The 20,021-nt window shown below is 67.2% G+C and carries 25 protein-coding genes, 1 other RNA gene and 1 pseudogene; 12 read left to right on the forward strand and 15 right to left on the reverse strand.

The window, feature by feature from the left end:
* Window position 1 precedes the first annotated feature (1 nt).
* Together Acor_RS02740 and Acor_RS02745 are read left to right on the forward strand one after the other, a co-directional pair.
* Window positions 2-2,533, forward strand: coding sequence for a sensor histidine kinase (locus tag Acor_RS02740; protein WP_155334893.1), 2,532 nt, complete (start codon window positions 2-4; stop codon window positions 2,531-2,533).
* Complete coding sequence (locus tag Acor_RS02745; RefSeq protein WP_155334894.1) at window positions 2,533-3,201, forward strand: response regulator; 669 nt, start codon at window positions 2,533-2,535, stop codon at window positions 3,199-3,201. The genes Acor_RS02740 and Acor_RS02745 overlap by 1 nt, the downstream gene beginning before the upstream one ends.
* A 139-nt stretch (window positions 3,202-3,340) precedes the next feature.
* On the opposite strand, the gene Acor_RS02750 is transcribed toward Acor_RS02745, so the two are convergent.
* Window positions 3,341-3,529 carry a hypothetical protein gene (locus Acor_RS02750; RefSeq protein ID WP_155334895.1) on the reverse strand — a complete coding sequence of 63 codons (189 nt, stop codon included), beginning with the start codon at window positions 3,527-3,529 and terminating at the stop codon, window positions 3,341-3,343.
* Window positions 3,529-3,801: an SAV_915 family protein gene (locus tag Acor_RS02755; protein ID WP_174876094.1), complete on the reverse strand. Its 273-nt coding sequence runs from the start codon at window positions 3,799-3,801 to the stop codon at window positions 3,529-3,531. Before Acor_RS02755 ends, Acor_RS02750 begins: the two co-directional genes overlap by 1 nt.
* 252 nt (window positions 3,802-4,053) lie before the next feature.
* On the opposite strand from Acor_RS02755, the gene Acor_RS02760 reads away from it, so the two are divergent.
* The 3 genes from Acor_RS02760 (at window position 4,054) to Acor_RS02770 (ending at window position 6,084) form a co-directional block, all read left to right on the forward strand.
* Window positions 4,054-4,482 carry a hypothetical protein gene (locus Acor_RS02760; protein WP_155334896.1) on the forward strand — a complete coding sequence of 143 codons (429 nt, stop codon included), beginning with the start codon at window positions 4,054-4,056 and terminating at the stop codon, window positions 4,480-4,482.
* A 129-nt stretch (window positions 4,483-4,611) separates the two neighbouring features.
* On the forward strand, window positions 4,612-5,247 hold the full coding sequence (locus tag Acor_RS02765; RefSeq protein ID WP_155334897.1) for a hypothetical protein: 636 nt from the start codon (window positions 4,612-4,614) through the stop codon (window positions 5,245-5,247).
* 228 nt (window positions 5,248-5,475) lie between these two features.
* Window positions 5,476-6,084 carry a hypothetical protein gene (locus Acor_RS02770; RefSeq protein ID WP_155334898.1) on the forward strand — a complete coding sequence of 203 codons (609 nt, stop codon included), beginning with the start codon at window positions 5,476-5,478 and terminating at the stop codon, window positions 6,082-6,084.
* Here Acor_RS02770 and Acor_RS02775 read toward each other — a convergent pair.
* From Acor_RS02775 to Acor_RS02785, 3 genes are all read right to left on the reverse strand, one after another.
* The gene (locus Acor_RS02775; protein WP_155334899.1) at window positions 6,062-6,754 is read right to left on the reverse strand and encodes a hypothetical protein; all 693 of its coding nucleotides are present in this window, start codon (window positions 6,752-6,754) and stop codon (window positions 6,062-6,064) included. The two genes, Acor_RS02770 and Acor_RS02775, sit on opposite strands and share 23 nt — an antisense overlap.
* A 5-nt stretch (window positions 6,755-6,759) precedes the next feature.
* Window positions 6,760-7,044, reverse strand: coding sequence for a hypothetical protein (locus Acor_RS02780; protein WP_155334900.1), 285 nt, complete (start codon window positions 7,042-7,044; stop codon window positions 6,760-6,762).
* A gap of 327 nt (window positions 7,045-7,371) precedes the next feature.
* Complete coding sequence (locus Acor_RS02785) at window positions 7,372-7,857, reverse strand: alpha/beta fold hydrolase (protein WP_155334901.1); 486 nt, start codon at window positions 7,855-7,857, stop codon at window positions 7,372-7,374.
* Window positions 7,858-7,904: 47 nt separating this feature from the next.
* On the opposite strand from Acor_RS02785, the gene Acor_RS02790 reads away from it, so the two are divergent.
* Window positions 7,905-8,516, forward strand: a complete 612-nt coding sequence (locus Acor_RS02790) for a TetR/AcrR family transcriptional regulator (RefSeq protein ID WP_155334902.1) — start codon at window positions 7,905-7,907, stop codon at window positions 8,514-8,516.
* A 115-nt stretch (window positions 8,517-8,631) separates the two neighbouring features.
* Window positions 8,632-9,354, forward strand: a complete 723-nt coding sequence (locus tag Acor_RS02795; RefSeq protein WP_218034096.1) for a TetR/AcrR family transcriptional regulator — start codon at window positions 8,632-8,634, stop codon at window positions 9,352-9,354.
* Here the strand turns inward: Acor_RS02795 and Acor_RS43045 are convergent.
* From Acor_RS43045 to Acor_RS02805, 3 genes and pseudogenes are all read right to left on the reverse strand, one after another.
* Window positions 9,341-9,613, reverse strand: a pseudogene (locus Acor_RS43045) (hypothetical protein); the annotation flags it as partial. The gene Acor_RS02795 and the pseudogene Acor_RS43045 overlap by 14 nt on opposite strands.
* A 106-nt stretch (window positions 9,614-9,719) precedes the next feature.
* Window positions 9,720-10,349 carry an LD-carboxypeptidase gene (locus Acor_RS43050; protein WP_218034097.1) on the reverse strand — a complete coding sequence of 210 codons (630 nt, stop codon included), beginning with the start codon at window positions 10,347-10,349 and terminating at the stop codon, window positions 9,720-9,722.
* 63 nt (window positions 10,350-10,412) lie between these two features.
* The gene (locus tag Acor_RS02805; protein WP_155334903.1) at window positions 10,413-11,528 is read right to left on the reverse strand and encodes an epoxide hydrolase family protein; all 1,116 of its coding nucleotides are present in this window, start codon (window positions 11,526-11,528) and stop codon (window positions 10,413-10,415) included.
* 63 nt (window positions 11,529-11,591) lie between these two features.
* On the opposite strand from Acor_RS02805, the gene Acor_RS02810 reads away from it, so the two are divergent.
* Together Acor_RS02810 and Acor_RS43960 are read left to right on the forward strand one after the other, a co-directional pair.
* Window positions 11,592-12,563, forward strand: a complete 972-nt coding sequence (locus Acor_RS02810) for a helix-turn-helix transcriptional regulator (RefSeq protein ID WP_155335010.1) — start codon at window positions 11,592-11,594, stop codon at window positions 12,561-12,563.
* A 181-nt stretch (window positions 12,564-12,744) separates the two neighbouring features.
* The gene (locus tag Acor_RS43960; protein WP_340163124.1) at window positions 12,745-13,176 is read left to right on the forward strand and encodes an NUDIX hydrolase; all 432 of its coding nucleotides are present in this window, start codon (window positions 12,745-12,747) and stop codon (window positions 13,174-13,176) included.
* A 73-nt stretch (window positions 13,177-13,249) separates the two neighbouring features.
* On the opposite strand, the gene Acor_RS02820 is transcribed toward Acor_RS43960, so the two are convergent.
* Window positions 13,250-14,230 (reverse strand): NAD-dependent epimerase/dehydratase family protein, encoded by a 981-nt coding sequence (locus Acor_RS02820; protein ID WP_155334904.1) that lies wholly within the window; start codon window positions 14,228-14,230, stop codon window positions 13,250-13,252.
* Complete coding sequence (locus tag Acor_RS02825; protein ID WP_155334905.1) at window positions 14,227-14,718, reverse strand: cupin domain-containing protein; 492 nt, start codon at window positions 14,716-14,718, stop codon at window positions 14,227-14,229. Before Acor_RS02825 ends, Acor_RS02820 begins: the two co-directional genes overlap by 4 nt.
* A gap of 54 nt (window positions 14,719-14,772) precedes the next feature.
* Here Acor_RS02825 and Acor_RS02830 point away from each other — a divergent pair, with 54 nt between their 5' ends.
* Window positions 14,773-15,435, forward strand: coding sequence for a TetR/AcrR family transcriptional regulator (locus tag Acor_RS02830; RefSeq protein WP_155334906.1), 663 nt, complete (start codon window positions 14,773-14,775; stop codon window positions 15,433-15,435).
* 46 nt (window positions 15,436-15,481) lie between these two features.
* Here Acor_RS02830 and Acor_RS02835 read toward each other — a convergent pair whose 3' ends face one another.
* The 4 genes from Acor_RS02835 to Acor_RS02850 all read right to left on the reverse strand — a co-directional run bounded on the left by Acor_RS02835 (window position 15,482) and on the right by Acor_RS02850 (window position 18,063).
* Window positions 15,482-16,294 (reverse strand): cytochrome c oxidase assembly protein, encoded by an 813-nt coding sequence (locus Acor_RS02835; protein ID WP_155334907.1) that lies wholly within the window; start codon window positions 16,292-16,294, stop codon window positions 15,482-15,484.
* Window positions 16,294-16,842, reverse strand: a complete 549-nt coding sequence (locus tag Acor_RS02840; protein ID WP_246238371.1) for a DUF2243 domain-containing protein — start codon at window positions 16,840-16,842, stop codon at window positions 16,294-16,296. The genes Acor_RS02835 and Acor_RS02840 overlap by 1 nt, the downstream gene beginning before the upstream one ends.
* A 508-nt stretch (window positions 16,843-17,350) precedes the next feature.
* The gene (locus Acor_RS02845; protein ID WP_155334908.1) at window positions 17,351-17,698 is read right to left on the reverse strand and encodes a helix-turn-helix domain-containing protein; all 348 of its coding nucleotides are present in this window, start codon (window positions 17,696-17,698) and stop codon (window positions 17,351-17,353) included.
* Between the two features lie 2 nt (window positions 17,699-17,700).
* Window positions 17,701-18,063 carry a type II toxin-antitoxin system RelE/ParE family toxin gene (locus Acor_RS02850; protein ID WP_155334909.1) on the reverse strand — a complete coding sequence of 121 codons (363 nt, stop codon included), beginning with the start codon at window positions 18,061-18,063 and terminating at the stop codon, window positions 17,701-17,703.
* Window positions 18,064-18,393: 330 nt separating this feature from the next.
* On the opposite strand from Acor_RS02850, the gene Acor_RS46105 reads away from it, so the two are divergent.
* On the forward strand, window positions 18,394-18,615 hold the full coding sequence (locus Acor_RS46105) for a tyrosine-type recombinase/integrase (protein ID WP_422664784.1): 222 nt from the start codon (window positions 18,394-18,396) through the stop codon (window positions 18,613-18,615).
* An 80-nt stretch (window positions 18,616-18,695) separates the two neighbouring features.
* On the opposite strand, the gene rnpB is transcribed toward Acor_RS46105, so the two are convergent.
* Window positions 18,696-19,081: RNase P RNA component class A (gene rnpB / locus Acor_RS02860), an RNA gene on the reverse strand.
* A gap of 139 nt (window positions 19,082-19,220) precedes the next feature.
* Between rnpB and Acor_RS02865 the strand changes: the two genes are divergently transcribed.
* A complete protein-coding gene (locus Acor_RS02865; protein ID WP_155334911.1) occupies window positions 19,221-19,814 on the forward strand; it encodes a GNAT family N-acetyltransferase in 594 nt (197 codons plus the stop codon).
* The last annotated feature ends 207 nt before the right edge of the window (window positions 19,815-20,021 follow it).

A 20,021-nucleotide genomic window follows, 5' to 3' on the forward strand; every position in this document is an offset into this window, starting at 1 on the left:
CATGCCACGCGGCCGGCTGCGCGTCTACCTCGGGTCGGCGCCCGGGGTCGGCAAGACCTACGCGATGCTGAGCGAGGGCCGCCGGACGGTCGAGCGTGGCAAGGACGTGGTCGTGGGTCTCGTCGAGACCCACGACCGTCCCAGGACCGCCGAACTCCTCGACGACCTGGAGCTCATCCCCCGCCGGACGATGACCCACCGCGACACCCGCTTCACCGAACTGGACGTCGACGCCGTCATCGCCCGCGCCCCGGCGATCGCGCTGATCGACGAACTGGCCCACACCAACGTGCCTGGCTCCCGCAACGTGAAGCGCTGGCAGGACATCGAGGAGATCCTGGACGCCGGGATCGACGTCATCTCGACCGTCAACATCCAGCATCTGGAATCGGTGAACGACGTCGTCCAGGCCATCACGGGGGTGCCGCAGCGGGAGACCGTACCCGACGAGGTGGTGCGCCGCGCCGACCAGGTCGAACTCGTCGACATGGCCCCCGAGGCGCTGCGCCGCCGGATGGCCCACGGCAACGTGTACGCCCCCGAGAAGGTCGACGCCGCCCTGTCGAACTATTTCAGGGTCGGCAATCTGACCGCGTTGCGGGAACTCGCCCTGCTCTGGGTCGCCGGAAAAGTCGACGAACAACTCGACCGCTACCGCGCAGAACACGGCATCGCCGGAACCTGGGAAGCCCGCGAACGGGTCGTGGTCGCCCTCACTGGCGGCCCGGAAGGAGACGTCCTGGTCCGGCGCGCGGCCAGGATCGCCGCCAGGTCCAAAGGGGCCGACCTGCTCGCCGTCCACGTCACCCGGGCTGACGGGCTGGCCGGTGGCGACCCGGCCAGCCTGCTCCGGCAGCGCACTCTGGTCGAGGACATGGGCGGCAGCTATCACCAGGTGGTCGGCCACGACATCCCGCAGGCGCTGCTGGACTTCGCCGGCGGCGTCAACGCCACCCAGCTCGTGCTCGGATCCTCCCGCAGGGGACGGCTGGCGCAGGTCTTCTCCCGCGGCGTCGGCGTGGAGACGACCGCACGCTCCGGCACGATCGACGTGCACATGGTCACCCATCCCGGCGCCCGGAGAGGCTGGGCCAGGGGGAATCCGCGCGCGGCGCTGACCAGGGCGCGCCGGATCGGCGGCTGGGCGCTGGCCCTGCTCGGCCTGCCCGCGCTGAGCGCGCTGCTGCACCCGATCCGGGACGCGCTGGCGCTGCCGAGCGAGATCCTGCTGTTCCTGCTGCTGGTCGTGTCGGTCGCGCTGGTCGGCGGCATGTGGCCGGCCGTCACCGCGGCCGTGTTCGGGTTCCTGCTGCTCAACTACTTCTTCACTCCACCGGTGAATCAGTTCACGGTCGCCGATCCGGAGAACCTGCTGGCCCTGTGTGTGTACGTGCTAGTGGCGATCATGGTCAGCATGGTGGTGGACGTGGCGGCCCGCCGTACCAGGGAGGCGGCCCGCGCCGCCGCCGACGCGGAAGTCCTGTCCACCCTCGCCGGGCACGTGCTGCGCGGCGACGCCGCGCTGCCGTCCCTGCTCGGACGCCTGCGGGAGATGTTCGGCCTGAGTTCGGTCACCCTGCTGGAACGGGTGGAGTCCTCCTCCCCCGACGACTGGTCGGACCCGGCCGCGTGGCGGATCGTCGTCACCTCCGGCGGGGAGCCCGCCACCTGCCCGAGCGTCGCGGAGACCGACGTGATCATCGAGGAGGGCCTGGTCCTGGCCGCGCGCGGGCGGCTGCTCGACGCCGCCGACCGGCGGATCCTGGAGGCGTTCGCGGCCGAGGCCGCCGTCGCGCTCCGGCAGGAGCGGCTGGCCGAGAAGGCGCGGCAGGCCGGGCCGCTGGCCGAAGCCGACCGGATGCGCACCGCCCTGCTCGCCGCCGTCTCCCACGATTTGCGCACCCCGTTAGCCTCCGCCAAAGCAGCCGTGGAGAGCCTCGGCAACACCGCCATCCACTGGTCGCAGGAAGACCACGCCGAACTGCTCGCCACCGCGGAGGAATCCCTGGCCAAGCTCGACCGGCTGATCGCCAACCTGCTCGACATGAGCCGCCTACAGGCAGGCGTCCTCGGCGTCTCGGTGCAGCGGGTGGCCCTGGACGAGGTGGTCCCCCGCGCGATCGACGACCTCGGCCCCCTCAGCGGGCGGATCCGGGCGGAGGTGTCCATCGAACTCCCCGAGATCATGGCCGATCCGCCGCTCCTCGAACGGGTGCTCGTCAACCTCATGTCCAACGCCGTCCGCTACAGCCCGCCCGGCGCGCCCGTGCTGGTCACCGCCAGCTGGCACGACGAGCAGGTCGAGATCCGCGTCATCGACCGCGGTCCCGGCATCCCGCCCGACGCGCACGAACGCGTCTTCCTGCCGTTCCAGCGCCTCGGCGACCGCGACAACCACACCGGCGTCGGACTCGGCCTGGCCCTGTCCCGCGGTCTGACCGAGGCCATGGGCGGCACCCTCAGCCCCGACGAGACACCCGGAGGAGGCCTCACCTTGATCCTCGCCCTGCCCATCGCCGCGCGGGTGACGTGATGACCCGCATTCTGATCGTCGACGACGACCCGCAGATCACCCGGGCGCTCCGGATCAACCTGGTCGCGCGCGCGTACCAGGTGGCCATCGCCGGAGACGGCGGCGCCGCCCTCCGCGAAGCCGCCGACTGGCATCCCGACCTGGTCCTGCTCGACCTTGGCCTACCCGACATCGACGGCGTGGACGTCATCCACGGCCTGCGCGGCTGGAGCTCGGTCCCGATCGTGGTCCTGTCCGGCCGGGCCGGCAACCAGGACAAGATCGAAGCCCTGGACGCCGGCGCCGACGACTACATCACGAAGCCGTTCAACATTGAGGAACTGCTGGCCCGCGTCCGTGCCGTCACCCGCAGGGTGCATCAGGAGGACGTCGAACTGTCCGGCGTCCAGATCGGCGACCACACGGTCGACCTCACCCGGAAGTCCATTTCCGGCGAGGTACGGCTGACGCCGACCGAGTGGCACATCCTCGAAATCCTGCTGCGAAATCCCGGCAAACTGGTCAGCCAGCGGCAGTTGCTGACGGAGGTGTGGGGTGAGAAGTATCTGAAGGAGACCCATTACCTGCGGCAGTACCTCGTGCAGTTGCGGCGCAAGCTCGAACGCGATCCCTCTCATCCCGCCCACCTGGTCACCGAGCCGGGCATGGGTTACCGGTTCAAACCCTGAACACGAGAGAGCCGCGCCGACCCCGGCGCGGCTCTCTCGTGTCGTCGTAGGTTCCGCCATCGGCACGCCACGATCATGTGGCCGGGCTGGGCGTCCCCACCGTGACCGGCCGGGGCAGGGCTTGGCTGGAGCGGCAGCGCTACCGCGGATCAGCCTCGGCCACGACGTAGGCGGAGGTTCGGAATCGAGCGGTGGTCTCGGTCACCGGCGCCGCGGAGATGCTCACCTGGGCCGGTGCGCTCCATCGGCTGCTGTCGGTGCTTTCGTTCTGGCTGCTGTCGGTGGTTTCGTTCTGGGCGGCGGCGAGTTCCTGGGTGAGGGCGCACATCACGCGGCTCCGATCATGGACTGCGGGGCGCTGGTTCCGGCCGGGTCGACCACGATGCCGCAGGCGCGGCCGGGTTCGTCGATGTCGATCAGGCGGCGCAGCGCGGGCTCGCTCAGTTCGGTCCACGCCTGCCCGGCTCCGAGCACTTTGGCCAGGAGCACCGGGGAGGTGAAGGCGACGGCCGTACGCGCGCCGGACGGAGTCCGGAACAGGCGCAGGGTTTGAGTGATTCCGCCTCGCCGTACCGGGACGAACAACGGTGGTTCCGACATCGAGCCCCTCCTTGAAAAGACCAACGCAAACAACCCTAGACATGCGTGAGCGACGAAATAAGCGTCTCTACGGGATTTAGACGACGTGCCGTGATTTATGTACACGATCCCGACGCTTGAGTCTGTGACCAGGGGGTCGATCGCATCAAGATGGCGTCAAACCGTGTCAGAAAGACGTAGAGAATCCGTATCAATCCCCCACTTCGCCACTATCTGGAGTGCAATGGAATCGCGAAGGAGGTGCTCATGCTCATGAGAAACGCGAGGCCACCGCTGGGGATCCTCGTTCCCGCCGGATTCGTGTTCGCCGTCGTCGCCTGCGCTGCGACCGCGCTGATCTTTCCCGCTGGCGCCCGGATCCCCATCCTGGCCGCCGCCGTCGCAGCCTACGCCCTCTGGGCACGCCACCTCACAGCGGCCCTGGCGACGGCGGCGACGACCTGGTCCCTGGCCACCGGCTTCCTGGTCAACACCCTGGGCGAACTGACCTTCACCCGAGCCGACCTCACCCATCTGGCCGCCTTCGGCGCAGCCGGTCTGATCGGGGTGCTCCTGAGCTCGTTCCGCCATCTGCGACCGGTGCCGTACATGTTTGCCGAACGGGTTCCACTCCCCGTACCCGAACAGTCGAATCGACCGAAGGAAGCGCTGGCGAAACGGCCGCAGACCGTTGGCGGATGAGTTTCTGCTTGCGAACGGGAGCTGGTAACGACGTGGAGATTTCCCTGCCGTAGTGGCATAACACTCGCATATCGGACTTCCGCTGTTACGTTAATCGGGCAGCGCAAGTCGATATCCCGGGCGGAGATCATGTCCATGGCCCGCCGCCCCTATGCCGGACCACGCCTCATCCGGTTCCTGGCGGCCATGACCGTCGCGGTAGGTGTGGTCTCCGCCCTGTGGGGCGTCGCGTACGCGATCAACGGTGCCACTCAGGCCGCCGGCCCTGTCACCGTTCCCGTCACCTTGAAGCAGCCGCTCCTCCATCCTGACATCACCGTCGAAGCTCCTCAGGTACGCCTGCCGGAGGGCGCGTCCCTGCAGCCGGCCACCGGCATGATGGACCTGCTCGCGTGGGACTCCACCGTTCTGGAGCAGTTACTCTCTCGCGGCGGCGCCGCGGTCACGGGCGTCTGCCTGGCGGCGGCCGCCGTACTGCTCCGAAGGCTGCTGTTGTCGGTTCTCGAAAAAGAGCCCTTCCGCCAGGGCAACCCCGCACGCATCGCCGGGCTCGCCGGTCTGGTGGTCCTCGCTGGGATCGCCGGACACGTGCTCGTGCAGTTTGCGGCATCCCTGGTGCTAACCAGACTGAAGCTCACCGACTGCTTGCACCTGAAAGACGTGACACCACGTTCCGCACCCGGGTTCCACTCTGTTCCGCCAAAGACCCTCGCCGAGGACGATCCGTACGGGCGTGGACGCCAGCGGGCAACGGCGGCGCACTGATCCGCGTGGACCCGACCGCAGTCACGCACCCGGAAAAGAACCAGGACCACACCGACGACCACCATCCGGTGACCGCCTTATCGACCACAGCCACGGTGAACCGCCACCCAACCGCCACGCCACGGGCCCAAGAAGCTCTACCTCGGGTACCGAATAGCGCCGATGGAGGAGCCATCGGCCGCCGGAGTTCCACGACGGTCCCTCGACGGAACGGCGTGGAACCCGTGCATGGAACACAACGTCACGTCTAATAACGTTCATCGCGATCGGAAGCCGACCCTGCAATGGCTCGTGTTCACCGCACCAAGAGAGAAATCGACGCTGGCGTCCACGGTATGCCTTCAGCCGGACACAAGATCTCTCCAAGTCGCGTCGCTTACCGTCCCGACCATGCGAAAGACACATCTCATCGGCGGAACCCTGGCCTTCGTGATCAGCGCAGCCATCCCGGCCCCGGCGCAAGCATCCGCCACCTCCCCCATCCACTGGGGCCCCGTCAAGTCGTCGGCAGGACACTCCGGCCACGCCAAAGCCGACATCTGGATCACCGACTTCACCACCGAACCATTCGCCGTATACGGCAAGCTCTACGACCGCGACACCCACCGCAGCCACTGCGCCTATATCCGCGCGCGCTTCCACTACGTGGGCGGCGGCGCCGGATGGAGCCAACCCCGCTCAACCTGCTCAGCCAAAAGCTCCTTCCGACTCACCTCAGCCGGAAAAACCAACCAGGTGGACGTAAAGGTCTGCCTCTACAACCTCAGCCCCCGCAAAACCTTCAAGTGCCACACCGACGCCATCAAACCCGAAATCATCGCGAACTGGCCCCAGTGACTAACAACGGCCGCGCAGCGTAGCCGGGAACCCGGCCCAGGATCATCGCGGTCAGGTTGGCCGGAGCCGAGCCGGTGATGCGGATCGCCGCGTAGGTTTCGTTGCCGTCATCGGCGCGGATCTGAATGCCGAGCCGGAAGCCGGGGAAGTCGGCGGCATGTTCGTGGCCGTCGTGCAGGGAACCACGTGCGAGATCGCGAATCGTGAAGTTGAGGCGCACCGCGAATCTGGTGGCCGCTTCGAGCCGGTAGCGGTCGTGGTCGTCGCGGGTGGGCAGGAGGTGCCCGCTGTAGGTATCGGTGGTCAGGGCTTGGTCGTGCGCGGCGTTGTAACGGGCACGGGCCGATTTGCCGCCGGCCCCCAGAGCCGCGTAGAAATCATCGCTGGAGCCCTCTTCACGGGTGCCTGCGGCGACTATCCACGTCGGGACCTCAGCGTCCGGATCGTCGTCCATCCAAACGGCTCCGCGCCAGCGTTGGACCTTCACCTTGAACAGCACCACATCATCGATGGCTCGGATGCGCTCGTGCGCAGTGTCGGGATCGGCGTACTGGTCGGATGCCTTGTCCAGGAGAGGGTGACTGATCGTGTTCAAGGGAATCTGCGCGGAGGGGAGTGACAGCTTCAGGTCATCGCGGAGGACGCGCAGTGTGGGACGAACGCGGTGCATGGGCGTCATTCCTCCCAGTCGCCAGTGCCACCGAGCTCGTTTACGCGTTCCGGCGACAGGCCGGTGAGCAGGGAGACACTGGAAGACAGAGAGCCGTCCAGAACCTTCATCGACTCGATCATCCCTCGGCGGATTTGTTCGCGCTGCTGGTCCAGGTAGACGCGAACAGCGACGGCGACCAAGTCTTTCTTGGTCATCCCGAGGAAGTGGGCTCCCTGGGAGATCAGCTCATCGGTGGCCGGGTCGACTTTCAATGGTGATTGCCGCTTTGCCGGGTGGGGCGTCGTCATGGCTACCTCCTGAGCTCATAGTACCTAGGTACCTCACGCCGGTACATGAAGGCGTCACGGGTGATGCCCTTGAGTAGAACATCTTCGACCCGGTGTGATGCCGTACGGCCATTGACCCGCTCCGCACGGCAGTCGGTTGCCTTCGTCATCTATCGATCTCGCGTACGCGAACCCGTTCGGCCGCGAGCAGAGTCGGAAACGGTCACGTCGCCTCGATCGGCGCGTGTCCCGCAACGGGGCAAACGTGATCAGCTACGGCACCAGTTCAGGAAGAACTCCGTGAGGACCGGTGCGAGTACCTCGGGGGCCACCCCGTGCCACTCGCCTTTAAGCTGCCGATGCTCGCCGTTGGGCAGTTCGGCGGCGACCCTCGCCGCCCAGCCGGGTAGCCGGTCGTCGCTCGCCTCGCTGTTGATGACCAGTGCCGGTGCGGCGATGGCGGGCAGTTGTTCCCGGGTCACGATCGCAGTGATCGCCGTGTGTGATCGGCACACCCTGCCCCGCGGCGTACAGCCCCAGCACGGCGCCGGAGGAAAAACCCTCCACGAACGCGGAGCCGCCCGCAGCGTCGATCACCGCGGCCAGGTCCTCCACCTCCCGTTCCACCGCGTACGGCAGCGTGTCGGTGCTCTCCCCGCGCCCCCGCCGGTCATAGGTGATCACGGTGAACGAGGGGGCGAGCATCTCCGCGAGCGCGCCCATCGGCCCGAAACCCCGGTACCCTCCGGCGGCGTCCACCAGCACGAGCGCGGGCCCGTGCCCGACTTGGTCGTACCCGATCGTGGTTCCGTCTTTCGACCTCACGGTGGCCATGGCGACTTCCCTTCGATGAGTACTGGACAGTCTAGTACTGTAGAAACATGAGCAGCCAGCCTCGTTTCGCACCCAAACACCTCGCGATCATGGACGCGGCCCGCACCCTGTTCCTGCGCAACGGCTACGGCGGCACCAGCATGGACGAGATCGCCGCGCTGGCCGCGGTCTCCAAGCAGACCGTCTACAAGAACTTCGCGGACAAGGAACGCCTGTTCATCGAGATCATCACCGCCGACATCGCCCAGGCGGAGGCACAGACCCAGGCCAACGTGCACGCCCTGGCCACCAGCGACGACATCGCCACCGACCTGCGCGACTTCGCCCGCAGGCACATCGCCATCGTGCTCCAGCCGCACCTGATGCAGATGCGCCGCGTCATCATCGCGGTCGCCGACCGTTTCCCCGACCTGGCCGCCATCTGGTACGCCTCCGGCCCCGAACGCTCCCACACCACTCTCGCCGGGCAGTTCCAGGAACTCACCCTCCGGGGCCGCCTCAACACCCCCGACCCACTGCTGGCGGCCCAGCACTTCAACTGGCTGATCCTCTCCATCCCGCTCAACCAGCTGATGTTCAGCGCGGTCACGTTCACCCCGGCCGAACTGGCACACTACGCCGACGAGGGCGTCCGGGTATTTCTCGCCGCGTACGCCTGAACGGGGCAGCGATCGGTAGGCTCCGCTGCCTACTTGACATCTCCGCTTCAGGTACCGGTAGGTACCATCTATCTGGAGGCACGGTACTACTCGGTACCGAGCCAAAGGGAAGCGAATGCCTGCAGCGGCGATGTCGAAACCGGACGGCGAGAGGCCGGCTCGCCAGCGCATCCTCGAAGCGGCCTTCTCTGCGTTCATGGAGGCCGGCTACACCGAGACCAGCACACTTGAGATCGCCAAGCGCGCGCGGGTCTCGAAGCGGGAGCTGTATGCCCTGGTCGGCAACAAACAGGAAATGCTCGTGGCCTGCATCCGCGAGCGAGCCGAACGACTGCAGGCACCCGCCGAACTATCCGAACCCCGCGACCGCCAGAGCCTGGAGCACGCGCTCGTCGCCTTCGGCACGCAACTCCTGTCCGGAACCGCGAATTCCGCGGTCATCGCCGTCTTCCGGCTGGCGATCGCCGAAGCAGTGCGCGCACCCGAGGTCGCCCGCGCGCTGGACTCCTTCGGGCGCCAGAGCAGCCGCGACGTCCTGACGGCGATCATGGTCAAGGCCAAGGAACACGGCTTGCTCAGCAGCCCCGCGCCGGAGATGGCCGAGCAGTTCGCCGGCCTGCTCTGGGGCGACCTGATGATCAGCCTGCTCCTCCGTACCGCCGACTCACCGGACCCGAGGAGATCACCCGGCGAGCCCGCAGCGCGGCCAGCGCCTTCCTGCGAGTCCACCCGGACACGAAGGCCGAAACACCTTCTCGGCGAGCAGGGACATGAGGATGCCGACAACGAGTTCGGCGCAGCCGCAGGCCGCCGCGCTGGTCAGGTCAAGTCTGTGTGAGCTCATTGCGGTCCCCGCCGTACCGCAGCCGGCCGTGAGCGCCGTTGACGATGGGCAGGTACGGCGGCACGTGACCGCAGTCGACGTCAGCGATGATCGGTACGGCGAGGGGGCCGAGGGCGTCGAGCACCGCTTCGTGCTGGGTGAGGGAGGCGATGCCCGGAGCCCGGGTGCGGCCGACGAGCACCGCGTTGGCTCCGGTGAAGAATCCGGCGAGCCGCATTCCGTGCAGGTTCCGGCAGATGGCCGCCGCGTTGTCCCCGGCCGCCTCGCGTACACGAGCAGCCCTTCAGGCGGGGCGAAGGCCGCCATGTCGCCGTAAGGCGTTCCGGTGAGGTTGCACAGGGTTTCGATGCAGCCTCCGATCAACCTCCCCTCGACCCGCACGTCGCCGTCACCGTCCAGTCGCGTCCGCCGCCCCGGCGTGTCGAGTGTGAACTCCCGCACCTCGGGGGACGTCGCGTAGTCGTCCCATCCCTGTGCCCGGTAGCGGTTCGGCGAGGTCTGGGTGAAGGTCGCGCGCCCTGCGCCATCGTCACGATGTCCAGCCAGGTCAACAGCCCTTCGGGCGCACGGTACGGCGTGTCCATCAAATTGTTCCCGTGCACGGTCGCGATCCCGGTCAGCAGCGTCAGCGGCGTCAGCGGCGTCAGCGGCGTGATGATCGTCGACATGTCGGAGAACCCGACGACCCAGGTGGGATCGGCCTCGCGAAGCGCGTCCCAGTCGAGCAGCGGCAGCAGGTCGATCACGGTCTCCCCACCCCACGGCGGTACGACGGCCCTGATCCGGGGATCGGTGAGCATCTCCATCAGCTCGCGCGCCCGTTCGGCCGCCGGAGCGCTGACGTGCGATGAGCCGTCCATGCACGCTCCGACGACCACCTCGTACCCGCGCTCCTCCACCGTGCGGATCCCCGCCCGAAGGCGGTCGCGCAGGTTCTCCTCCACTCCGCTGGAGGGAGCGGTGACCCCGACACGGTCACCGGGACGCAATGGGCGGGGTATCGCGTATTCATATTCATGATCCTTGCGCAGCCCGCCGGGCTCCCGGACCAATCAGCGCAGACGGGCGTAGAAGGCGCGCAGGTCCTCGGTCAGCACGTCCGGCACGATGTGGGCGGCATAGTGACCGCCCCGGTCGTACGACTTCCAGTGCACGATGTTCTTGTGATCGCGATCGGCGAACGTGCGCATGGAGACGAAGTCGCCGCCGAACATCGCGAGGCCGGTCGGGACAGTGGTGGGCGCCTCGGGGTGCTCGGCGTGCGCGTCCTCGTAGTAGAAGCGGGTGGCCGACGTCGCGGTGCCGGTCAGCCAGTAGAGCATCGTGTTGGTCAGGATGAAGTCGGCGTCCACGTCCACGGTGTCGCCGAACAGCTGTGCGTTCCAGCCCAGCAGCCCGACCGGCGAGTCGAAGATCCCGTACGACAACGTCTGCGGCTGCTGCGAGAGCAGGGTATTGAACGACATCTTGTTGTCGTAGAACCACTGCAGCACTTCCAGCGCCTTCCGGTCCTCCGGGGTGATCTTCTCGAACTCGGCCGGATCGCCGGACGGGAAAGAGAAGATCTGGGTGACGTGCACTCCGACGACGTGCTCAGGATCGAACCGCCCGACCTCGGGCGAGACGAACGAGCCGCCGTCGTTGCCGGCGGCGCCGTAGCGGTCGTAGCCCAGCCGCCGCATCAGCCCCGCCCACGCCCTGGCGGTCCGGTACCGGTTCCAGCCCTTCTCCTTGGTCGGGCCGGAGAACCCGAAGCCGGGCAGTGACGGGATCACCACGTGGAACGCCTGAGTGGGGTCCTCCGGGTCGGTGAGGGACTCGATGACCTTCAGGTATTCCACGATCGAGCCCGGCCAGCCGTGCGTGAGGATCAGCGGCAGGGCGTTCTCGTGCCGCGAGCGTACGTGCAGGAAGTGGATGTTCTGCCCGTCGATCTCGGTGGTGAACTGCGGATACCGGTTGATCTCGGCCTCGTGGGCGCGCCAGTCGTACCCGTCGCGCCAGTACTCGGCGAGTTTGCGCACGTACTGCACCGGAACGCCGTAGTCCCAGCCCGCGTCCGGGATCTCGTCCGGCCAAAGGGTCCGGTCGAGCCGGCTGCGAAGGTCGTCCAGCTGAGCCTGCGGAATGTCGATGCGGAAGGGCTTGACCTCGGTGTTTTCGCTCATGACAGGAACACTACGGAGCCTTCCGGTCAGCTTCTGTCCTAAAGTCCTGGCATGCTGGAAAGCATGTTGGAGACCTCGGCACGGCTGCTACGCCTGCTGTCGTTGTTGCAGTCCAGACGGGACTGGTCCGGCGCGAACCTCGCGGAACGGCTGGACGTGAGCGAGCGGACCGTGCGCCGCGACGTCGAACGGCTGCGCGACCTCGGCTATCCGGTGAACGCCACCCGGGGCACCGACGGTGGCTATCGTCTGGGCGCCGGCACCGCCATGCCGCCGCTCCTGCTCGACGACGACGAAGCCGTCGCCGTGGCGGTCGGAATGCGCACCGCTGCCGCCGGCGGCAGCGTGGCCGGAATCGAGGAGACCTCGGTACGCGCGCTCGCCAAGCTGGAACAGGTGCTGCCCTCCCGGTTGCGCTACCGGGTCAACGCGCTGCAGACCTACACCGAACCCGTGCCCGCGTACCGGGCCGGCCCGACGGTCGACCCGAGCGTGCTGACCGCGCTCGCCGCCGTCTGCCGCGACCAGGAGCGGCTGCGGTTCGACTACCGCGCCCACGACGGATCCACCGGTGTCCGTACCGTCGAACCGCACCGGCTGGTGTCGTGGGGCCGCCGCTGGTATCTGGTCGCGTGGGACGTCGACCGCCAGGACTGGCGCACCTTCCGGGTAGACCGCGTCGAACCACGCGTACCCACCGGCCCGCGCTTCCCCCCTCGCGACCCACCCGAGGGCGGCGCGGCCGCGTACGTCGCACAGGGGGTCTCGGCCGCCGCCTGGCGCTACCGATCCCGGGTCGTCGTCCACGCGCCCGCCGAGGTCGTGACCGAGCGCATCAACCCCGCCGTCGGCGTGGTGGAGGCCGTGGACGAGCACACCTGCGTGCTGAACACCGGCGCGGACACCCTCACCACACTCGCCGTCTACCTCGGCATGCTCGACCTGGACTTCGAGGTCACCGAACCCCCAGAACTCATCGCCCACATCCGCGACCTCACCGCCCGCTACGCCCGCTCCACCCCGCCCCGTCCGTAACCTCTACGCTGTGCCCGGCGGCCGCCATCGATGATCATGTGGCAACCGTCTCCATGCTCACAGACACGCCGAGCACAAACGGAGGGGCGATATTCGATGGCCCGGCTGCCGCGGGATCTGCCCATCGTGGAGCGCGACGTCGTGCGGCTGGTCGTGCGAGACGCTTCTCGACCGGATCCTGCTGTTCCACACCCACGAGATCACCGCTCCAGAACTCGGCCAGTGGTGGGAACTGCCTGGCGGCGGCATCGACCCCGGCGAGAACTACCGCCAAGCCGCCCTACGCGAACTACGCGAAGAGACAGGCATCACGATCGACGACGAGCAGATCGGGGCGCCGACCTGGACCCGCGATGGCTCATTCCGCCACCGCGACGTCCGCCATCTCCAGCACGAGGTCGTCGTCGAGATCCGGCTGGCCGGGTCAGGACCCGACATCGACGACCGCGACCGGCTGGACTACGAGAAAGAGGACTACTTCGACTTCCGCTGGTGGCCGATCGCCGAGGTGGTCGCCAGCACCGACCAGTTCTATCCCCGCGAGCTTCCCCACCTGCTGACCCGATTCCTCGACGGCGAGACGATCGACGAGCCGCTGGAGATCTGGACGTGACCATCAGCAAGCCCCGACGGCTACACCATCTAAATATCGAGCCCGGGGCTGTTGTATTGGCTCGACTACGCCTTCAACTTCGTGGTGCGACAGCGCGCATGCGGGCGAGGCCTTCTGCGCGGGTGGTGACGGGACGGTAGCCGAGTTCGGTACGTGCCTTGCGATCGGTGATGACGAAGGGGCGGCCGTTGAACTCGACGAGCAGGCGGGTGATCGGGGGCTCACCGGGCCGAAGCAGCAGCCGATGAATGAACTCCATGGTGTTCGCCGCGACCCGCGCCAGCGGGTACGGGATACCGCGAGCCGGGGGCGGCAGTTCCCGAGTGCGCAGCAGGGCAGTGAGGAACTCGCCGATGGTGCTGGTCTCGTCGTCGAACACGTAGTAGGCCTCGCCTCCTGCGCCGTGGTCCAGGGCGGCGAGGACGCCGCGGATGGTGTTGTCCCGGTGTGAGGTGACAACGGGATGCCGGCCACCGTCGATGAGCACCATTTTGCCGTCGAGCGCGGCGGCGGCGATCTGCTCGAACATCGGGTCGCCGTCGCCCCACACCCAGCCGGGCCGGATCACGCACGTGGTGAAACCGGGCGCGTTGGCGCGGCGCACCTCCTGGTCGCTGATCGTCTTGGTGGTCAGGTACGGCGAGTAGCGCGGCTGGCGCAGTGGCCATGACTCGTCCGCGTCGAGGATCGGACGCCGGCCGCCGACGAGGCAACCGGCCGCGCCGAGGTGGACGAACCGGCGTACCCCGGCGGATCGTGCGGCGGCCAGCAGGCTGCGGGTGCCGGCGACGTTGTCGCGGTGGAAGTCGGCGGGACGTCCGCCGTGCATCCGCGCGGCAGCGTGGATCACCGCGTCACAGCCGGCCATCGCGTGCGCCAGTGCGTCCTGGCCGGACAGGTCGGCACGTACCGGGAGGGCGCCGAGCGCGGCGACACGGTCGGCCGCCCGGTCGCTGCGGGCCAGCGCGATGGTGCGGTGGCCGGCGGCGCTCAGCGCGGGGAGCAGCGCGGCGCCGATGAACCCGGATCCGCCGGTGACGAAGATCGTGCTCATCGGCGGCCGATCCCGTACCGGTTGTTCAGCTCGGGGATCTGGTCCCAGTGCTGGACGAGGCCGTACTCGGCGCTCAGCTCGTCGAACGCCGCTCGTCCTTGGTCCGTGTCCAGACCGTACCCGGCGAGGATGTCGCCCACCCGGTCGTAGAAGCCGTCGAAGGTCGCGGGCGTGTGCATCTCGATGATTCGCGCCGGCGTTCCGGACGCGTTCCAGAAGGCGTGCCGGATGCCACGCGGCCGCACCACGTAGGATCCCTCGGCCGCCACCTGCACGTCGTCACCGATCAGGTACGTCAGTTCACCCGAGAGCAGGTACGAACACTCGTCCTCCCGGGAGTGGGTGTGCGGAAAGATCACCACATCAGGGTCGATCACCGCCTCCACGACGAACAGCCCAGCGAGGTGGCGTTGGCGCACCTTCACCGCCATGCCGAGCGCGGGAACCGCATCGCCCTCGCCAGCGGAGATCACCGCCGCAACACTCATCGCCAACCTCCCGAATACTTCACTAGTGGTTCCACTAGTGAAGCCACTAGTGAGTTGTCCAGTATTGTTGGCCGGAAGATGGGCGAGGTCAAGACCGGACGACAACAACGTCAGGAAAAGGCGGCGCAGACCCGGGCGCGGATGATCGATTCCGCCTACCGGCTGTTCACTCAGCGGGGCTACCCGGGAACGACGATGGCCGACATCGCCGCGGAGGCGGGCGTCGCCGTACAAACCCTGTACTTCACCTTCCGGACCAAGGCCGAACTGCTGCAGAACGTCTACGAACGAGCGGTCATCGGCGACGCCGACGCACCGCCGGAGCTCCAGCCCTGGTACGCGGCCATGATCGCCGCCCCGGAACTCGACGAAGCCCTGCGCATCCTCATCGACGCCGTCGCGGACGTGCTGGCCCGCACCGCCCCCCTGGACGACTACGTCAAGGCCGCCTCCCACGACCCGGAACCCGCCCGCATCCGCGCCCACAACGAACGCCTACGCCGCGAATCCTGGACCCAGTTCATCGGCCATCTCTCCACGAAGGCACAACTACGGCCTGAACTGACCCAACAGCAGGCTACCGACATCCTGCTCATGCTCATGGGCCCCGCCAGCTACCAAACCCTCGTCGGCGAGTACGGCTGGACACCCGAACAATGGCGCACCTGGTGCCACCAGACCACTTCCACCATGCTCTTCACGAACTACCCGGCTTGACACCGCGTGGGTCGGCGGCCAGCCGGTCGCCCGTCATCGAATGACGTCACTTCGCGAGAGGAGACTTCGCGAGAGGAGACAAGGGGCGAACGGAGACTCGGGCGAGAGGGCGCGCGGGCCGCCAGGTGCTTACCAGGGCGAAAACCAGCAGCAGTTCGGCGAAGTCTCCGCCGTAGTACATGAGTTCGGCCGCGCCGTGCAGTTCCGGCGCGGGCACCGGCACGTCGACGATGAGCCCGGCGTACATCAGCTGGGACAGGGTGGCGTGTACGGCGACCGCCACCGCCATCACCACCAGGCGAAGCGGCACCGAGGGGCGGCGCGGCGCCGGATCGGGGCCGGCGATCACCCAGGCGAACAGGTAACCGGACAGGAAGAAGTGCGCGTGCACCAGGTGGTGCGCCGGGGTGGCCGAAGTGAGGCGATACAGCGGCGTGCAGTAGAGCACGACCATGCCGCCCACACTCAGAACCAGCGCACTCCACGGATTGGCCAGCAGATGAACGGCGCGGCTGCGCAGCACGGCACCGATACGGCGCCCATGGACCGGCGGCAGCGAGCGCAGGAGCAGGGTGATCGGTGCGCCCAGCACCAGTGCCAGGGGTGCGAGCATTCCGATCAGCAGGTGCTGAAGCATGTGCCCGCGAAAGTCGGCTTCGGCCAGCGCGGCGACCGGCCCGGCCAATCCGGCGGCGAGCAGCGCCAACCCCGTGCTGAAACTCGCCGTCCGCCATCGGCTCCATCCCCTGGGCTCACGACGGCGACGCGCTGCCAGCAGCAGGTACGCTCCCGCAACCGCGGCCATGAGAGCGAGTGGCAGCCAGCCGGGCAGCCCGCCGTGATGGTGGTCGTGGTGCATCAGCGACCTTCTCCGGCCAGGGTGGTTTCACGGCACAGGTCGATGGCGGGAGCACCCCTCTGGATCAGCCATCCGCCGGCCACCAGCAGCGCACCCAACGCCAGGAAGCCAAGGTCCCACCAGAGCTCGTAGGGGCCGGCGAGCACATGGTGGATGGCCAGGACGTGATGATCGATGACGCCTTCGACGAGGTTGAACGCCCCCCAGCCGACCAGGATCCAGCCCCACAGTGCCCGCGATCGCCACACCCGGCCGCGCGAGGTGGTGACACGCGAATACAACAGGCCGAGACCGATCAGGACCGACAGCCAGGTGAAAGCGTGGAAGAACCCGTCCCACAACGTGTTCATCCGCAGCCCAGAAAGGGTGTCGGCCGGGTAGTACTTCACCCCGATGTTGTCGCTGTCGGTGCTGGAGAGCATGTGATGCCACTGCAGAATCTGATGCAGCATGATGCCGTCGACGAAGCCGCCCAGCCCAACGCCCAAGATCGTGCCGGGCGCGGCGATCCACCGCCACCCCCGGGCCGCCTGAGCCGATCCGGTCACGCTTGTCCCCTCCCACGCTGAGCATCGTTCCCATCCAGCGCCAGGATCGAGTGAAACGAATCTCGCCGCCTGTCTGATGGTCGCCGTCGGCGAGCATCGCGGTCCCGTCAACGGAGCTCACTATCTCGGTGAACCCACAGCGCTATTTCGACGAATCGCGGCCGGGTACGTTCCTTGGCCTCGTGATGACTAGGTGCCGACGTTATGGCACGTGGAAGGGCCTCCCACCTGCCCAGAGTTCGACTGCCCTGGCCGACAGGAGGCCCCTATGAGGTGTGGCGAGAATCGATCGCAACCCAGATGATCCACAAAATCAGTCTGGTCACCGCGATAACGGTACGGACCAACTGGTCCCGATCTCGCTCGTTTACCCCGCGACGGCCCTGGCGTTCTCGATTTCGGTGGCGCGTCAGTCACCCCGGACAGTGTGGTGGGATCAAGGCGAGCTTGACCGCTTTAGCCAATTTTTGCGCTTTTATGCAGAGTTCCTGCCCAGGCTATCCAGCGGTCAGGCGGCATCCAGCGACTTCTGGCTGACCGGCAAACGCACCGTTCGGTCGCCGAAGTCGACGACCAACTCCAAGCGGGCTCCGAGTGCCTCCACGTAGCGGGCGATGACCTCTAGGGACGCGACCTCGCCGTGCTCGATCTGTGAGACGCGGGAAACGCTGACGCCCATGGTGGTCGCGACGTCCTTTTGTCCGAGTCCAAGATGCTTGCGTGCCTCAGCAAGCTGATGGCCACGCGCCTCGGCGAGGAGCCTTCTGGCGCCTTCGTCGATCACGGAAGGAGAGACCCCGGCCTCGTGTAGTTCCCGCTCAAGGTCGGCCCAGTCCCCCGGCGTCCTCTTCGGCATGGTCACTCCTCTTCGTCGCTGGTGTAGTCGATGTAGAGCTGTATGGCCAGGGGGATGTTCTCCTTGTACCACCGTTCCCAGTTCCCGGCTTTATCGCCGCCTAGCAACAGCAGCGCCGCCCGGGTGGGATCGAAGGCGAAGATGATCCTGATCTCCGAACGCCCGCGTGATCCCGGACGCAGTTCCTTCAGATGGTGCAGGGAGCTTCCTTTGAGCCGGTCGACGAGCGGTCTGCCCAGCGTCGGCCCCTCCTCCCGGAGAGCGGCTACCGCCTGAGCGACTTGAATCGCCGAATCAAGATCCTCCTTGATGAGTTCACTGAACCAGGCGGCATACTCGTCTGTGACCTTCACCGTCCACGACACGAGGGTCCTCCCGAATTCAAGGCTAGCCTTAACTTTGGCAGCAGGCTACTGCCAACCAATCGAGACGTCATGAGATTGAACAACTACACTTGGTGACCGCCCAGACAACGGTGCCACCAGTCGAGCCCGATCGGGTGGGTCGACTGCTGGATGGCACGGGTGATGTGATCCACAACGGGTGGCTGGATGCCGGGCTGTGTCGGCTTGGGGAGAGCAGGACCGTGCACGCAGCGGGCCGAGCTATCGCCCTGAGCGCGAGTTCTGCCGGGTCAGCAGATCCGGGCGCTACCTGAGGCGGTCGCCTTCTGCGGGATGATCGGCGCTCACATCATGGCGGCAGGTGTCCCTGCGGACATGACCTTTCACGATCTGCGACACACCTTCGCTAGTACGGCCCTCGCCGAAGGCGTACCGATCTCGGAAGTCTCCCGGTGGCCTGGCCACGAGTCGATCGCCACCACGGTTGACCTCTACGGCCATCTGGTCCCCGAGGTATCCGAGCGAGCGCGAACCCGCGCTGAACAACGCCCTCGTCACCGCAGTCCGCACTAAAAGATGTGCCCTGAATGCGCCCTCCCGGCTATTTGACCTTACCGGGAGAACGCATTCATGCAGGTCAGAGGCTTCTAAGGCGGACGAGTCGGCCTGTAGGCCGGGTTTTGTTGGTCGAAACCTGACGGCCATCCATCTAGGGCCACGATTGCTCGTGGTCTCAAGCGGTCTACCCGCGCGGCGTCGGGCGGGCAGCCCTCGAATGTCGCGCGCGGAATGCCCGGGGGCGTTCCTTCTTGACCTTGCTCCGGGTGGGGTTTACCTAGCCGCCCACGTCGCCGTGGGCGCTGGTGGTCTCTTACACCACCGTTTCACCCTTACCCCCTCGGATGAGGGGGCGGTTTGTTTTCTGTGGCACTGTCCCGCGGGTCGCCCCGGGTCGGCGTTACCGACCACCCTGCCCTGTGGAGCCCGGACCTTCCTCGGCGGGGTGCGAAGACCCCGACGCGGCCGTCCGGCCGGCTCGTCCGCCGTGTCACCAGCCTAGTGGCGTCTCAAGTGAGCACCAACCATCCAGCAAGCGGGTGCGGGTCAAATGTCACAGACAGCGGTCCGCACGGGCCGTACAAATCGAGGGGTACTGCCGAGTAGCGCTGGGGGAAATCATGATGAACAAGCATCCGGGGGACGGGCGTCCGCCGAGGGGGCCGCGGCCGATCAGGGGGACGCAGCCGTCGGGGCGGGTTCTGCGGACCGAGGTCGGGGAGGTTGAGCTGGTCACCCGGCCGATGACGGTGGGGGACGCGGGGGCGGTCCGGGAGATGCATGAGCGGTGCTCGCCGGAGAGTCTGCGGTTTCGGTACTTCGGGCCGATGCCGCGGCTGAGTGATCGGGTGATCGGGTTGTTCACGAATCCGGCGAAGGGGGTGACGTTCGTTACCGAGGTTGTGGGGGGCGAGCGGGTGGTGGCGATGAGCAATCTGATGGATCTCGCCGCCGGTGAGGCCGAGTTGGCGTTTCTGGTCGAGGATGAGTGGCAGGGGCGGGGGCTTGGCCGGGTCCTGTTGCGGCATCTGTTGAATGTCGCGCCCAGTCGGCGGATCAGTGAACTGACCGCCAGTGTGTACGCGACGAACTACCGCATGCTCGCGCTGTTCAAGGAGGCGGGAGCCGTGGTGCCCAGGCCGGCGGGGGCGGTTCTGGATCTGCGGGTGCCTCTCGACGGCGATCCGCTGTGCGCGTATGAGCCGTGTCGTTGACATTCTGAGAATGCGCATTCATGAGCGTGCTGAGAACGCTCATGAATGAGCCTGCTGAGAACGCGTCAGTTCCATCGTTGGACACACGCGAGCAGGCTCGGGATGCGCGAATCGGTCCTATCAGCCCAGCAGGGGCGGCCGGAGCGCGCTGCTCTGGACACGCGAATCGGTCGGGAGTCACGCGAGCGCGCTCGGGACGCGCGCATC

Source organism: Acrocarpospora corrugata (genome assembly GCF_009687845.1).
GTDB lineage: Bacteria > Actinomycetota > Actinomycetes > Streptosporangiales > Streptosporangiaceae > Acrocarpospora > Acrocarpospora corrugata.

Bases quoted from the DNA above. Each gene is read 5' to 3' on its own strand.
- Acor_RS02795 (WP_218034096.1), top strand. From the start codon at position 8,632: ATGCCTGCAGCGGCGATGTCGAAACCGGACGGCGAGAGGCCGGCTCGC.
- Acor_RS02770 (WP_155334898.1), top strand. From the start codon at position 5,476: ATGGAACACAACGTCACGTCTAATAACGTTCATCGCGATCGGAAGCCG.
- Acor_RS02825 (WP_155334905.1), bottom strand. From the start codon at position 14,718: ATGAGTGTTGCGGCGGTGATCTCCGCTGGCGAGGGCGATGCGGTTCCC.
- Acor_RS02785 (WP_155334901.1), bottom strand. From the start codon at position 7,857: ATGGCCACCGTGAGGTCGAAAGACGGAACCACGATCGGGTACGACCAA.
- Acor_RS02820 (WP_155334904.1), bottom strand. From the start codon at position 14,230: ATGAGCACGATCTTCGTCACCGGCGGATCCGGGTTCATCGGCGCCGCG.
- Acor_RS02865 (WP_155334911.1), top strand. From the start codon at position 19,221: ATGATGAACAAGCATCCGGGGGACGGGCGTCCGCCGAGGGGGCCGCGG.
- Acor_RS02810 (WP_155335010.1), top strand. From the start codon at position 11,592: ATGTTGGAGACCTCGGCACGGCTGCTACGCCTGCTGTCGTTGTTGCAG.
- Acor_RS02805 (WP_155334903.1), bottom strand. From the start codon at position 11,528: ATGAGCGAAAACACCGAGGTCAAGCCCTTCCGCATCGACATTCCGCAG.
- Acor_RS02740 (WP_155334893.1), top strand. From the start codon at position 2: ATGCCACGCGGCCGGCTGCGCGTCTACCTCGGGTCGGCGCCCGGGGTC.
- Acor_RS02765 (WP_155334897.1), top strand. From the start codon at position 4,612: ATGTCCATGGCCCGCCGCCCCTATGCCGGACCACGCCTCATCCGGTTC.
- Acor_RS02780 (WP_155334900.1), bottom strand. From the start codon at position 7,044: ATGACGACGCCCCACCCGGCAAAGCGGCAATCACCATTGAAAGTCGAC.
- Acor_RS02790 (WP_155334902.1), top strand. From the start codon at position 7,905: ATGAGCAGCCAGCCTCGTTTCGCACCCAAACACCTCGCGATCATGGAC.
- Acor_RS02845 (WP_155334908.1), bottom strand. From the start codon at position 17,698: ATGCCGAAGAGGACGCCGGGGGACTGGGCCGACCTTGAGCGGGAACTA.
- Acor_RS02775 (WP_155334899.1), bottom strand. From the start codon at position 6,754: ATGCACCGCGTTCGTCCCACACTGCGCGTCCTCCGCGATGACCTGAAG.
- Acor_RS02755 (WP_174876094.1), bottom strand. From the start codon at position 3,801: ATGTCGGAACCACCGTTGTTCGTCCCGGTACGGCGAGGCGGAATCACT.
- Acor_RS02750 (WP_155334895.1), bottom strand. From the start codon at position 3,529: ATGTGCGCCCTCACCCAGGAACTCGCCGCCGCCCAGAACGAAACCACC.
- Acor_RS02760 (WP_155334896.1), top strand. From the start codon at position 4,054: ATGAGAAACGCGAGGCCACCGCTGGGGATCCTCGTTCCCGCCGGATTC.
- Acor_RS02745 (WP_155334894.1), top strand. From the start codon at position 2,533: ATGACCCGCATTCTGATCGTCGACGACGACCCGCAGATCACCCGGGCG.
- Acor_RS46105 (WP_422664784.1), top strand. From the start codon at position 18,394: ATGGCGGCAGGTGTCCCTGCGGACATGACCTTTCACGATCTGCGACAC.
- Acor_RS02835 (WP_155334907.1), bottom strand. From the start codon at position 16,294: ATGCACCACGACCACCATCACGGCGGGCTGCCCGGCTGGCTGCCACTC.